Origin of the sequence: Paenochrobactrum glaciei (assembly GCF_039522165.1) — a bacterium.
Lineage (GTDB): Bacteria > Pseudomonadota > Alphaproteobacteria > Rhizobiales > Rhizobiaceae > Paenochrobactrum > Paenochrobactrum glaciei.
Map to the genome: position 1 here is coordinate 1 of NZ_BAAADE010000009.1, position 14,116 is coordinate 14,116.

The 14,116-nt window shown below is 44.6% G+C and carries 13 protein-coding genes and 1 pseudogene; 1 reads left to right on the forward strand and 13 read right to left on the reverse strand.

Features of this window, described 5'->3' with window-relative positions; all coding sequences use genetic code 11:
- Window positions 1–737 precede the first annotated feature (737 nt).
- Window positions 738–986, forward strand: a complete 249-nt coding sequence (locus ABDZ76_RS17690) for an IS3 family transposase (RefSeq protein WP_374844757.1) — start codon at window positions 738–740, stop codon at window positions 984–986.
- Window positions 987–1,289: 303 nt separating this feature from the next.
- Here ABDZ76_RS17690 and ABDZ76_RS14870 read toward each other — a convergent pair whose 3' ends face one another.
- From ABDZ76_RS14870 to ABDZ76_RS14930, 13 genes and pseudogenes are all read right to left on the reverse strand, one after another.
- Window positions 1,290–2,369: an acyltransferase family protein gene (locus tag ABDZ76_RS14870; protein WP_343807083.1), complete on the reverse strand. Its 1,080-nt coding sequence runs from the start codon at window positions 2,367–2,369 to the stop codon at window positions 1,290–1,292.
- Between the two features lie 269 nt (window positions 2,370–2,638).
- Window positions 2,639–2,725 (reverse strand): annotated as a pseudogene (locus ABDZ76_RS14875) (ParA family partition ATPase); the annotation flags it as partial.
- Between the two features lie 250 nt (window positions 2,726–2,975).
- The gene (locus ABDZ76_RS14880) at window positions 2,976–3,128 is read right to left on the reverse strand and encodes a hypothetical protein (RefSeq protein ID WP_343807086.1); all 153 of its coding nucleotides are present in this window, start codon (window positions 3,126–3,128) and stop codon (window positions 2,976–2,978) included.
- A gap of 1,259 nt (window positions 3,129–4,387) precedes the next feature.
- Window positions 4,388–4,492 carry a hypothetical protein gene (locus tag ABDZ76_RS14885; protein WP_343807089.1) on the reverse strand — a complete coding sequence of 35 codons (105 nt, stop codon included), beginning with the start codon at window positions 4,490–4,492 and terminating at the stop codon, window positions 4,388–4,390.
- Entirely contained in the window at window positions 4,489–4,674 is a 186-nt protein-coding gene (locus ABDZ76_RS14890; protein WP_343807106.1) for a ParB N-terminal domain-containing protein, read from the reverse strand. Before ABDZ76_RS14890 ends, ABDZ76_RS14885 begins: the two co-directional genes overlap by 4 nt.
- Before the next feature lie 236 nt (window positions 4,675–4,910).
- On the reverse strand, window positions 4,911–6,617 hold the full coding sequence (locus tag ABDZ76_RS14895) for a SulP family inorganic anion transporter (RefSeq protein ID WP_343807109.1): 1,707 nt from the start codon (window positions 6,615–6,617) through the stop codon (window positions 4,911–4,913).
- A 24-nt stretch (window positions 6,618–6,641) separates the two neighbouring features.
- Window positions 6,642–7,772: a LacI family DNA-binding transcriptional regulator gene (locus tag ABDZ76_RS14900; RefSeq protein WP_343807112.1), complete on the reverse strand. Its 1,131-nt coding sequence runs from the start codon at window positions 7,770–7,772 to the stop codon at window positions 6,642–6,644.
- 151 nt (window positions 7,773–7,923) lie between these two features.
- Window positions 7,924–9,585 carry a GMC family oxidoreductase gene (locus ABDZ76_RS14905; RefSeq protein ID WP_343807115.1) on the reverse strand — a complete coding sequence of 554 codons (1,662 nt, stop codon included), beginning with the start codon at window positions 9,583–9,585 and terminating at the stop codon, window positions 7,924–7,926.
- 57 nt (window positions 9,586–9,642) lie between these two features.
- A complete protein-coding gene (locus tag ABDZ76_RS14910) occupies window positions 9,643–10,836 on the reverse strand; it encodes a UxaA family hydrolase (RefSeq protein ID WP_343807118.1) in 1,194 nt (397 codons plus the stop codon).
- Window positions 10,817–11,053, reverse strand: a complete 237-nt coding sequence (locus ABDZ76_RS14915) for a UxaA family hydrolase (RefSeq protein WP_343807121.1) — start codon at window positions 11,051–11,053, stop codon at window positions 10,817–10,819. Before ABDZ76_RS14915 ends, ABDZ76_RS14910 begins: the two co-directional genes overlap by 20 nt.
- Window positions 11,050–12,357, reverse strand: a complete 1,308-nt coding sequence (locus tag ABDZ76_RS14920) for a TRAP transporter large permease (RefSeq protein ID WP_343807124.1) — start codon at window positions 12,355–12,357, stop codon at window positions 11,050–11,052. Before ABDZ76_RS14920 ends, ABDZ76_RS14915 begins: the two co-directional genes overlap by 4 nt.
- Window positions 12,354–12,971: a TRAP transporter small permease gene (locus ABDZ76_RS14925; protein WP_343807127.1), complete on the reverse strand. Its 618-nt coding sequence runs from the start codon at window positions 12,969–12,971 to the stop codon at window positions 12,354–12,356. Before ABDZ76_RS14925 ends, ABDZ76_RS14920 begins: the two co-directional genes overlap by 4 nt.
- A gap of 72 nt (window positions 12,972–13,043) precedes the next feature.
- On the reverse strand, window positions 13,044–14,114 hold the full coding sequence (locus tag ABDZ76_RS14930; RefSeq protein WP_343807130.1) for a TRAP transporter substrate-binding protein: 1,071 nt from the start codon (window positions 14,112–14,114) through the stop codon (window positions 13,044–13,046).
- Window positions 14,115–14,116: the final 2 nt, after the last annotated feature.

Below are 14,116 nucleotides of genomic sequence, written 5' to 3' on the forward strand. Positions count from 1 at the left end.
TTCACTCGGCAATGTCACACCGAATGAGTTCGCCATAAAAATGGCTCTAGAAAAACAGGCCGCTTAAGGCCAATAGTATAACCCAAGACTCTCCTGAAAAATGGAGGAGTGTTGGGGCTCAGGTCAAATTCAGCGGTACATTAACAAATAATTCCAACCCCTTTTATTGTTTTCATACATAAACAAAAAATAAATGGAGGGTATCATTAAACTAAGAGAATAATCGCTTCAACGCACGCAAAGGCGCAGTCAATCTCCACAAAGAAGAGGCATATATTTCGTATATCTCCCTGCTCTTACGCTCTGACGTAAACCCAATACTCCTCCATTTTTCAGGGGAAACTTAGCTTTTCATAACATGCTCGCTTAAAACCGGACCATTTTCAGCTGGGATGTTCCATTTATAACACCCTTCACGGAAGAAGGAGAATTTCATGAAAGCGGATAAATTTTCAGATGCACAAATTGCCTTCATTTTGAAGCAGACTGAAGATGCACGCCAATTGAGGAAGTTTGCCGCAGACAGGTATTGTTGAATCGACCTTTTACGGCTGGCGTAAACGCTTTACCGGACTGATGCCCTCAGAGGTAAAACGGCTTCGTCAGCTTGAAGAGGAAATGCCAAACTTAAACGGCTTGTCGCGGATCTCATCCTGGATAAAGCAATATTGCAGGACGTTTTATCAAAAAAGCTCTTAGGCCTGCTCGTCGCCGTGCGCTTATTAATAAAGTGCAGCGTGTTTGAAAGACGTGTTCTACATTACGGATCGAACGCTCTCTATGCACCTAATAAGCACAAACGTGGCGAGCAAACAGCCTTAAACCTTCGGATTAAGGAGATTTGCAGGGCCCATGTGCGCTATGGCTATCGTCGCGTCCATGTCTTGCTGTGGCGTGAAAGCTGGGAGATAAATATGAAACGAACACGCAGTCTTTACAATGAATTAGGTCTACAATTGCTTAATTACCCCCGTAGCGTCAGATGAAAGCAAAACTCAGGCAAGATCGACAGGAGATCACGCACAGCAATCAGGTCTGGGCGATAGATTTTGTCCATGACCAACTGGCAACGGATAAGAAACTACGTATTTTGACCATCGTCGTTACACATCTCTGGTATTCTCCAGCAACGGATCCTCGGTATAATTAGCGTGGTGAGAATGTCGTGCAAACCCTTGAACGGATCTGTCGTCAGATTGGTTGCCCGAAGACGGCATCCCGGGCGGGACGGTGTTTAGTGCGAATTTACGCTGCTCTAATAATCATACAGTTCAGCTTCGGATCACCTTTCAATCAAGCGATAGGGTTTTTCGTACCCCATGGAAAGCACTAAAAGGTAACATCAATACCCGTGCTAATGAGAAGCGAAGGAGCATCATTCGCTTCTCGTATAAATGCCAACTACAATACCCCATCAGTATGGTAACGAATACGGATGTCACCATAGAAAGATAAAATCCATCGATTGCCAATATCGATATCTGCTGAACAGGGAAGGCAAATATATAAACTCCGTAGGAGCAGTCCCCCACCTTGGAGAAAAAGGAAAAAGCCTTTAACATTGCGATGTATATTATTAACATGGCTACCGCGATCGAAAACAAAACACCCGGCACCATATATATAGTCATAACCAGCCCCAGAGCCGTAACTACTAGATGGTAATCTACACGTTTTCTTTCAAAGAAATATGGCCATAATATCGCTATAATAACTCCCGAAAAAAACTGCAAACCTAACTTACCCGTCGCTGCTGTGCTAGGGTGAACATTGAAAAATTGAAACGTCTCATCCCATTTTCCATTAATCGCCAAATAGCCAAACAAAGCAATCAATGCGATACATAAAACTACACGAAGTATAGGTTTAAAGTAGAACACACCAAAAAGAACTGTATACATCCAAAATTCATATGGAAGCGTCCATAAGGAACCATTTACGGATTCGTTTGGCCTACCTTCAAGTACGCCCGGAATTTGATAAACTACACCATTAAAAAACATAAAACAGTTTCGTGTTATATAATTTATATACGCACTTATATTTGAAAAATTACCAAACCAAAACAACATAAGTATTGAAGTAAACACCAACGCTACCAATAGATTAGGCATAAGTCTGAGAATTCGAGCGGAAAAGAAAGGCGCCCAATTTGAGTTCCGTATGAGCGAATTATAAATCAAGAAACCGCTCATAATAAAAAATATTTCAACGGCAATCCCACCGAGCGTGTCATTAAATATTGGAATTATCGGTTCAGGTTCTCCAGATAAAGGAAAATGATGCGACACGAGGACCGCTAACGCTGCCATTAGTCTCAAAAAATCAAAGCTATTTTCTCTATTTGATAATTTTTGAATACCGAACATGACGACCCATTCTGGAATAAATCACTCAAAACAACTGAAAGTCTGCGCATCCATCATTAGTAAAACCGCATAATTCACGAAAAAAATTGAACTAAAGGCTATTCCCTCTGAATACTTTACTAATACCTATTTGATACAACTATTATAATTAATTAATTTACGTTGTTAATTAGTCATTAATAAAGAAACAATAAAAAGCTACCAGTTCTCCTCTTTACCGCCCGTGAGAGCAATCAATAATGATATGGACATAACCTTAGTGGATCTGTCGCCCAATCTAAAGCACTGCCTTGCGGATCTGCATCAATCAACAACACTCGCACACCATTAGGGGGCAAGTTTGTGGCAAGATTCATGCTTAACGTTCTTCGAGTTGGCAAAATCGCAGCTTGATTAGGCACGGGTTTGCCATCAATCTCTATTCAAAAGACACATTACTTTGTGCAAACGGTTGTAATTTATCCGTAGGGCTGTATTTTGGATATATAATAGGCTATTTGTTTTCTTTATTTTTACTGAAGGTCTCTGGGGACATTGCTTTTTTGACGGCATTGTAAAATAGAAGGGAAGCGGTAGCGCCTTCTCTTCTTTGGCGTTGATAAGTTGCTAACGACGTTCCAGCACGGTTTCATAAAGCGCACCGCTAACCGGATCGAGATCCTCAGGCATAGATATAAGCTTGCTAACCAACTCAAAAACGTGATCAACTTGGGCAATAATCTCCATCTGACCCATAAGCCTTATGGCTTGGTGCTGCATGGCTGTAACCCCAAAGATAGAGTATGTATCATCACGTTTTTTGTTTCCCCAAAAAATAAACACAAAAAACTAGATGAAACTCATTCGATTTTTGAATAAATAGCAGGATGCCAATCCTGTTAGTCCCGATCCGAAGATCCGGCCCCGTTCCGTTTTTTTGTGGCCGTAATCAACTTCCGTCGAATCTTTAGTGAATTGCGTAAATCATACGCTGATATGACAATCACGACAATGCGCCGTCATTATAATGATATAAGCAGCTAAGTATTTACCAACTTCTTGGCATATGACTTTTAAAATCCTAACTGGGGTTTTAAGCCGCCACCTCCCCCAGAAATTTCCACGGAAAGAGTTGGTTGATATGACTATATTTATGCCCATTAACGATTGCTGTAAGCGTGCTGGTTACCCGTTCCATCCCAGTAGATAAGCTTGAGCCGATCCGCAGAATCTCTCAACGCGAAAAGCTGGTGGTGCTATCGGTTCAATTGTAGGCTCCGCTACAGTGATTGCCGCAAATTCCATTTCATCTTCGGGCCAGGGCAGAACAAGCTTGCGCTGACGTGCCATCGTGGGGTCGGGGAGACTTTGCCTTGCAGAACAATTGGACCTCTGGCGAGAGAAAGGGAACACCTTCTTGATTGTAACAGCCGAGAAAATGACAGGCATCGAAACTTCCGACGAACAACGCGATTTCTATCTCGGACCATCTGCTTCGTCCAGCATTAACTGGAAGCATCAAGGATCGTCGGCATGTTTTCGACACCATACGTCCGACACGGAATCGAGAAGAATCTCTTTTCTATGCCAAGGGCGCAATTATCAAAATGGAACTGCCATCCACATATCCCAGTTACCTAATAAATTTCGTGCGACAGCGGCACCTCGACTTAGGATCAGAAAATCAATGTCGTCATGATAACGAAAAACAGAACCGACAAACTGCTCGATCGCGTGAGCACCAGCACCCACCAGGCAAAGTAGCTATCGGCGAATAAGAGTGCAACCTCTTTTATAGAAAGCCAATCCATGGTTTGGAATCTTCTGTCCGAAGCCTTTGTGTGATGTCGCAGACAGTATTTTCATCACCTGCTATTGCACTCATCAGTTCGCACTGTCGCCACAAGATATACAATTTGCCGCTGCCATTAAAATCAACCACACAGAATACTCTCCTACCCGTGCCTTTTCAATCAGCGCCCGCAAATGTCCCCCGGGCTGACTCAGCCATTTATCACGGCCGATTTTTTAGCTAGCCCCTAAACAGTCATAAACTCATTAGGTATAATTTCAGCAACGCTTAACATCTTGGAAAGCATAGCATCGTCAACGCTGATTACTGCTTTAATGACCTCTTTGGTCACCCCCCTATCCAGTAAGTTCTTGACGAAATATGCGCGCTCACTAAAAAATAGATTAGAGCGCGATGAATTTTCTGTCCTTGAGCAACCGCCGAAGAAACATCATCAAGCTGCTTCACAACAGCCTTAACTTTTATGCCGAGTTCACGCGCAACGAGCGTACCGCGATGACCGAACACAACCATGTAACATCCACTGATTGCTAGATGTGGACGCACTAAAAATGGACTATCTGCCCGTTATCCCTGATCGCAATTTTAAGTTCTTCATACTCCCCAACGCTTTGGACTGGTTAATCTGATCTTATATAAAAAATTTCAGACTTAAGTTAGATAGGCTGCTCGAAAATTAATACTAACGTCATTTTAGTATAATCTAACATTCTGATTATTATGATATAAGGCCATCATACGGCTCACGTTTATGCTTTCTTTTGCAAAGTCATTACTGCTTCATACTGCCTCAAAAACACGCTGCCTTTAAAGTTTTTCAAAAAATCTGTTCTTTGCAAACGATCCATGACTGGGCCTTTGACCTCTGATAAATGCAACTGAATACCTAAATTATTAAGTCGGTGACTGATCATTTCCAAACTCTCCACTGCACTCGCATCAATCAGATTTACTGCAGGACACACTAAAACCAGATGTTTTATAGAAGCATTTTTTGCAACTAATTCTTCAATACGGTTTTCTAAAAAACGTCTGTTGGCAAAATAAAGGCTCTCATCAATCCGCAATGATAAAATGCTATCATCAGTTAGTACGTCGTGACGTTCTATATTACGAAAATGCTCAGTGTCTGGTATTTGCCCTATGACTGCCATATGCGGCTTACTGGTTCGGTATAGATGCAAGATCAATGATAATAAAACACCTGACACCACGCCAGGCTCAACGCCAAATCCTAAAGTCACTAAAATAGTTGCTGCCATGGCTGAAAAGTCTGACTTTGAATATTTATAAACACGAGCCACGGATCTGAAATCGACCAGTGACAAAACCGCGACGATTATCGTTGCAGACAAAGTGGCTTGCGGTAAATTTGCCAGCAAAGGTGTTAAAAGTAATGTCGCTACAGCAATACCAAGAGCAGTAAATATGCTGGCAGCAGGCGTCTCAGCACCTGCATCATAGTTAACAACGGAACGTGCAAAACCGCCGGTGACCGGATAACCCGATGATATTGCCGAGGCAATATTAGCGGCACCCAAGCCGATAAGTTCCTGATCAGGCACAATACGCTGACGGCGCTTCGCAGCTAACGTTTCAGCTACTGAAACAGATTCAACAAACCCGATAAGGCTAATCAAAAAAGCTGGTGCGATTAAAATCTTAATGAGTTCGAAATCAACCATAGGGAGTTTAGGTGCTGGTAGTCCTTGCGGAATAGCGCCAACCAAAGATACGCCTTCATTACCTAAATCAAATGCTGTGGTTAGCCAAATGGTTATTGCCACAGTTAAAATTGGTGCGGCGCGCGTAAGTATATCTGCACTGCGTCCATTAACACCAATAGCCTGCAGGCATGACTTCAAACGTAACCGTGAAAAATATAAAAAAACAACAGAACCGGCACCAAGAGCCAGAGTAATCCAGTTAACTGCATGGATTTGTGACCATAAACCGGACATAATGTCGATCATGGTATCGCCATGGATAGAAACGCCGAAAATATTTTTCAGCTGGCTAGCAGCAATCAATAGGCCTGATGCAGTAATGAAACCGGAAATGACAGGCTGACTGAGAAAATTAGCTATAAAGCCAAGCTTCAAGATACCCATCAGCAACAAAATAAACCCGGATAAAAGTGCAAGTGTGACAGCAGCAGTCAGAGCATCTGTTCCGCCATACTGCGAAATCGCCGAGGCAGTCATCAAAGACACGACCGCAACAGGCCCAACAGCCAAAGTCCGGCTAGTTCCAAAAATAGCATAAGCAATCAGAGGCAAAATAGACGCATATAAACCAATTTCAGGCGGCAAGCCTGCCAACATTGCATAGGCTAATGATTGAGGGATCAACATGATTGTTACAATAACGGCAGCGATTAGATCGCTCGTTAATGTCAAACGGTTATAGCCTTTGCTCCATTCCAGAATAGGCAAATAAGATGTAATTTTCTTCATAATGAATAGCTTTTCTTTTGCCTATTAACGGCTGCTGTCACGCTCAATCAATCGAAAACCTAGCTCAACTTGACGAATTGCAGCTGCTGAGCGTTCAGGCCCCGAAAAACGTAAAACATCACCGCTATCAAGTATAACGGCGTTTTGCTGCTCATGAGTTTTTGCACTGGAGATAGACTGTTCTAATTGCTTTTGGTCAGCTTCAGGTAGTTGGCCAAGACGCTGCAGGATTAAACGTCCAACCCACTCACCCAACCGCTCTCCCTCTATTTGAACCGTTGTGAGCATTGGCTTCACCAATCTGGAAATTTCCATATTATCGATGCCGACAACCCGCATGTCCTGAGGTATTCTGATATTTAAATGAGACGCCGCCAAAATAGCACCTGCTGCCAACACATCACTGGCAAAAACACAGCCATCAATGTCCGGTGCATCACTGATGATGTGCTCAAAAATGCGCGCACCTTCGCCGAAGTGTAGACCTGATGCCTCATAATAATTTCCGTCTTCAAGCGGAATATTATGATTACGCAAAGCATCACAAAAGCCTTCATAACGATGGGTCATTCGATCGCTACCTTTCAGGTCAGGAGCGATGAAACAAATTTTCTTACATCCCTTTTCCAACAAATGGTTGGCGATAGCATAACCAGCAGCACGGTTATCAAAACCCACATTTAGAAATGTACTGTCTTGTGAGATTGACCATGTCTCAACAACAACGACATTGCGAGATTGTAAAAGCTCAATAGCCCGCGGATCGTGCTGGCAACCAAGCAAAATTACAGCTTCAGCGCGACGTTGAACTAAAGTTTCTATGAGCTGGCTTTCTATTTCAGCAGAAAAATTACTTTCTGACACAAACAAGCTATGCCCTTGAGCGCGCAAGATTTCTCGTGTGGCGTTAAATGCCTCCGCAAAAACGGGGTTGGAAAGATTAGGAACAATTAAATAAACAGCTTGGCTAGAGGCTCCGGTCAGCGATCGTGCCGCAAAGTTTGGTATATAATTCAAACTGACAATCGCATCCTCAATACGCTGTCCTGTCGCCGGAGAAACGCTTTGAGGCGCATGCACATAGCGCGAAACAGACGCCGTTGAGACCCCTGCCCGTTGTGCTACATCCTGAATAGTTGCTGCGCGCTCACGCATCAAAGCCCCCTGATTTTATGTGTCGTCTGCTTATAAAGTTAAGATACATGATTGGAGATAATACTTCTGTTACAATCACACTGATCTCAATAAAAACAATATGGTAAAGCCTTTATAAGCAATCTTCTTTTTTGATTGATGTCAGCAGTTATCACCGCTGACATTGCTCTTTAATCATAGCCACCGCTTTTTCTGCAATCATGATTGCAGGAGCATTTGTGTTGCCTGAAACAAGTGTCGGCATTACAGAGACATCTACCACCCGTAAGTTACGAATACCATGTACGCGTAAATCTGCGCCAACAACTGATGCAGGATCAGCTTCATTACCCATCCGACATGTACCAACCGGATGAAAAATCGTCGACGCATTGCGGTGCATTATTGCATCAAACGCACTTTGCCCTTGTTTTTCCGCCTGTCTGAACCCAGTTGGCTCATCAATAACACGATCAGCAAACGGCCTTTCTTTGGCAATATTAAGTGCCAGATGCATACCTTTTCGCAAAATTTCACGATCACGTTCATCCTGTAAATAACAAGGATCAACACGCAAACTCAGCTCTCCTTTTTCATTACGAACTGGGACAAGACTACCACGACTAAAGGGGCGCAATTGGCAAACAGAAACTGTAAAACCAGAATAATCATGTAAAGGTTCACCCGGTTTTTGTGCACTCCATGGCATTATGTGGAACTGAGTATCAGGGCGCCCTTTTCCTTCCATAACATTTGCAAAAAGCCCTACTTGACCAGCAGCAGATGTCAAAGGCCCCCGCCCTCTCAATATCCAATCGAGACCAATGAAACCAATGCGTAAAGGATTGCGCATAATATCGTTAAGGCTATCTTTGCCGTTACATTTAAAAATCACACGGCTTTGCAAATGATCCTGCAAGTTGTAGCCAACGCCAACACTCTCATGTACAACGTCAATGCCTGCAGCATGAAGATCTGTTGACGCACCAATACCAGAGCGCTGTAAAAGTGCCGGACTTTCAAGCGCACCAGCACTTAAAATAACGTCGCCACCCTCACACTTTACCAGAATTTTTCGACCGTCGCGCTGAACAGCCACTCCAACACACTGACCATTTTTAACAATTACGCGCTCAGCATAACAATGCGTCCAAAGATCAAAGTTATCACGGCGGCGTACAGCTGATGTCAGATAAGCACGAGCAACCGACATCCGTAATCGCCCTGATACTGTCAGCTGATATGGCCCCACACCTTCTTGTGTAGCTCCGTTAAAATCCTTATTGAAAGGAATACCCGCATTGATAGCAGAACGGGTATATTCGTGACATAATGCATTTTTGACGCGTAAATTGCTAACCGTTAAAGGTCCATCAGCTCCGTGATAGGCATCACCACCCATCTCGTTTTTTTCTGACAGTTTAAAAAACGGTAATACATCGCGAAATGCCCACCCTTTATTGCCTAAGGCTTCCCATTCGTCATAGTCCTCGGGCTGACCGCGCGTATAAACAAGGCCATTAATCGCACTGCTACCACCAACAATACGCCCGCGTGGCCATTGCACTACTTTCCCATCAAGCCCGGCCTGTGGTTGTGTACTATATTGCCAGGTCAAGTTTGGATCATAAACGGTTTTACCGTATCCGATCGGCACCCTTGTCCAAAAAGAACGATCCGCACCGCCAGCCTCTAATAGTAAAACCCGCACTTTCGGATCTTCGCTCAAACGTGCTGCAACAACGCTACCAGATGAACCGGATCCAATCACAACGTAATTGACGGTCACAATCTCATCGAAAATCTCTGCGCCATCATTCACTTGCTTCAACATACTCAATTCGTCCTTTTACAACCGGAACCGGCTTTAAACCGCACAGGTTTCCAGTGATTAAAGCGGCCATTGGCCATAAGGGATTATTGTGGAGCGCTCGCCATGTTTTTCAGCGGCAGTTTGCTGGCCAAGTGACACCTGACGTAGTGCATCGCTAATATGCTGTCCGGCTTCCTCAAGCGACATGTGACCCGTAATGACAGAGCTTAAATTCACATCAACTGCATCTGACCAACGGTCTGTTGTACGCGCATTGGCACAAATCTTTAAGGTTGGTGCCAGCTCATGCCCGCAAGGATTAAAAACACCAATCACAAACAAAACGGCGACTGCACCGCCGGCGACCATACCATTCAAAGAGGCCGGACTAAAAAACGGGGTGTCCATAAACCAAAGCCCGGCTCCGGTCACTTTCTCACCAAAATCCAAACCACCTGCGAAAGGTGCAGAACCCGTTTTGCAAACAGCCCCCATCGATTTTTCAGTTAGTGTTGAAAGCCCACCTTCAATATTCTCGGCAGTAGGATTAACACCGCGATAGGATTCACCATCCTCTGAAAAACGACGCTCACATGCTTCAAAGTAACCATTTATACGAGCCCAGTTTTGTGCGCCCGGTGTCCGTTTTTGAACGACAGCTTCCGCGCCTAAAAACTCCGCCGTTTCAGAGACAATAATTGTGCCGCCGGCTGCCAGCATCATGTCAACAAATATACCGACAGCAGGATTACCCGCTACACCACTTGTTGGGTCTGACCCTCCACACTCCAGACCGATGGTAAATTTTGACCAGCCACATGGCGTTTGAACAAACTGCTGACGCGCAATTTCCAAAGCAGAAAGTGCAGACTTTCCTTGCCCGACGGCATGCTGCATTCCACTCATATCCATCAAGGCAAGAACAGTTACAGGACGATCAAGCTTTTGCGCTGCCTCACGCCACTTATTTGCAGAAACAGTGTCATGCACCAGCACCAAGCAAGCACCGGTATTGGGATGTGCCATCATCGCAGCTAACGTGTCATGCTGTAACTGAACATCAGCGCCGCGAAGGCCTCGCCAATAATCTCCTGAAATCAGAACAGGTGCATCCCCTGCGGTTGACGAAAAACCTGCCACAATCAACTCTGCCCATCGGTTTGTCAGTGCAACAGTTGAAAGAACCACTAAATGATTACGCAATCCGGCACGGCCGTCACTGCGAAGATAGCCCATGATTGTTTCAGGCATCTCAGGCACAGTTGTGAACATGAACGTGCTCTCCTTGTTCAATATCCGCTGTGGCATGCGCAATCACAACGCCATATTTATAGATTTCCGCTCCCTTAACTATGGGTTTCAGCGCTATCTTATGTCCGAAGGGAACGCCCATAATCTTACTGGCAGCATCTGACAAAATGCTTGCGACATTGTCGTCATCATGTGCAATCACAACGCCGGCGACGTTTTTATAAGTATCTGTTGTCATGATAGTAACTCCGGTAACCAGAGGCTTAGACCCGGCACAAGTGTCGCGACAGCAAGCATAATGAGCAGCACCAGAAGGAATGGCAGAATTGCTCGAACAATTTTTTCAACCGGTGTTTTGGCTACATTAGCTGCAACGAAAAGATTGACCCCTAATGGTGGTGTCAGGAACGCGATCTGCACATTGATGATCAAAATGATACCGAAGTGGATCGGGTCGATCCCATAGGCTTTTACAATCGGCACCAGAATAGGAGACAAAATGATAATCGCCGCCATGGTTTCAAGAAACGCGCCTAAAAACAGCAAGAGCAAATTAATCAGCAACAATAGGATCAAAGCATTTGGTGCGATCACCTGAATAAGTTCAGCTAATTGCTGTGGCACCTGCTCAAGTGTAATCACGCGTGCGAACAAGGTTGAAACACCAACGATCAGCATGAGTGCACCAGATAAAAGATGCGTCTCTGAATATGCTTCACCTAAGCTTTTTATTGATAAGCCTCGATAAACAATAACCGCCACAAACAACGAATAAAGCACTGCAATGATTGATGCTTCAACAGGCGTAAACAGACCACTATAAATACCGCCGAGCACAATGATCGGCATCATCAGTCCCCACTTTGCCCCCCAAAGCGCTCTACCGAGCTGGCGAGACATCGGAACACCAGATCCTGTCATCTCACGTCCGATTTTCAGTGCTTCTTTTTCACGGAAACGTGCTGTCAGATAAGCGGTAAAAGCCAAGCCAATACCAAAGAGCAAACCGGGCAATGCACCAGCAATAAATAATTTCGAGACAGAAACATTCGCGATAATCGCATAAACAATCATCGGGTTTGATGGTGGAATTAACACACCAAGTGTCCCACCTGAGGCAGACACTGCACCTGCATAACCTGGTGAATATCCGGCGCGCAACATGGCAGGTATCATCAATCCGCCAACCGCTGCCACGGTACCCGGACCGGAGCCGGAAATAGCCGCAAAGAACATACATGTAACAATTGTTACAACGCCCAAACCGCCTGGTAAATTGCCCAGCGTGACTTGAAATACCTTTAAGAGATCTTGAACGACACCGCTTTTTTCAAGAATTTTACCAGCAAGAACAAATGCAGGAATGGCAAGCAATGGAAAGTTGTCGACCCCGTTCAAGACGCTTTGCGCAGAAAAAAGAATTGGTGTGCCCTGTAAGTAAACTGCACCCAGACCAACCACCCCGAGAGCGGCATAGATCGGCACACCGATGAGCAAAAGTACAGGCAAGCCAAAAATCAATAGCAGATTAAGCATGCTCATAGGCCTGCCTCCTGCTCTGCTGCATGCACATCATCATCAATTGTTGATTTTTGAATAGGTGCAAAAGTCAACAAACGCGCAACAATGGAACATGAAAAACCAATAACCGGCGCCAAATAAAGATAGGCGACATTCATACCCAAAACAGGACTGACATTCGGCCATGCAAAACCATCCAGCAGACCATAAATGCAAAGGTATAAAAACACTGCATCAAAGCCGACTGTGAATACAAAGATTAGTGTATTTAATAGTTTGCGCAGAAACGTGCCTTCACCAGCTTTATCAAGTGCAAAAGTGATCGCCAGATGATCCCCGTGCATTGACGTATATCCAGCGGCCACAAAAACCACGGCAATAAAACTAAACCGCGCAACCTCTTCGGTTACATCAATACTAAATCCAATACTGCGACCAACAATTTGCGCAGTAATTGCCAAAATCATCAATGTTAATAGCGCATGGCATATCAACACCTGCACACGGGAAAGGCTAAGCAGCACAACCCGCCGCACCGAAGAGGCATGTGTCATGATCGTTTCTTTCAAGATAGCTGCAGCCGGAAATCTCAAGGCCACGCACAAACATGACCCTGAAAAATACTGCACAATCACTGGAATTTCTTGTTAAGTAAGAACCCTTGATCCGGAGCGGATGGATTTTAAAATCCAATCCGCTCCGAATTGTCATTGAGACTTACGGAAATCCTCGAGAATTTGCTGCGTTTTATTAACGAGCGCTTCACCTTCACCATTCGGTGCAATGGCGTCATAAAACTGCGGCCAGACCTGACGGGCAGTTTCCATCCAGAGTGTTTCGTCAGCTAAAGGCAATACTTCAACGCCAGCTTTTTGCGCCCGATCCCACCAGCCTTGTTCGTCCATAGGCTGCCACCAACGAATATAGTCTGTTGCCTCTTGTCCAGCACGTAGAACAGCCTTTTGCTGTTTTTCACTCAAGCCCTGAAACCAACGTTCACTCACCACAATCGGGTGACTCAAGATCGTGTAATGAAGTGGTGTTACTTTATTAATGACTTCATGGAAATTCATACCAATCACATCAGTAATTGGGCTGTCACCACCATCAACGACACCTTGTTCCAAAGCGCTATAGAGTTCGTTCCATGCCAGTGGTGTTGCATTACCACCCCACGCTTTATATGTCGCATTCATGATCGCATTAGGCGGTACACGCAATTTCAATGCAGCGAGATCTTCAGGCTTTTCGAAAGCTTTTTTGCCTTTATAGAAAAATACACGCCATCCACTGTTTTCCCAGCCGACAATGCGAATTCCTGCTTGCTTAACAACCGTATCATTAATCAGTGGTGTCAGCTCGTCTTGAAGCTTATTCACTTCAGCAGTGCTGGTCGCAATATATGGCAGCACAAATATATTGGTGATCGGCGCTAAAGTTGCCAAATTATTGATCGCCGGTAAAGACACTTGCAAAGCACCCTGACGCGCTTGCTGTAACATCTCCACTTCACCACCAAGCTGTGAACCGGGATAGAGTTCTGCACGAATTTCATTACCTGAATAGACAGCAACCAGCTCAGCAAAACGCTTTAAAACGGCCGTATGTGATGACCATTCCATATTTACCGAATGACCGATGCGCATGACTTGTTGCTTGTCTACTTTAGCATGTTGTACACTGCGCCAATCGATCGGGTTCTCAGCAGCATTAACAGCCGTCCCAGCCATCAAAGCAGTCAGCAAAGAAGCTGCTGCCATTGTCCGTAAAATTTTCATTC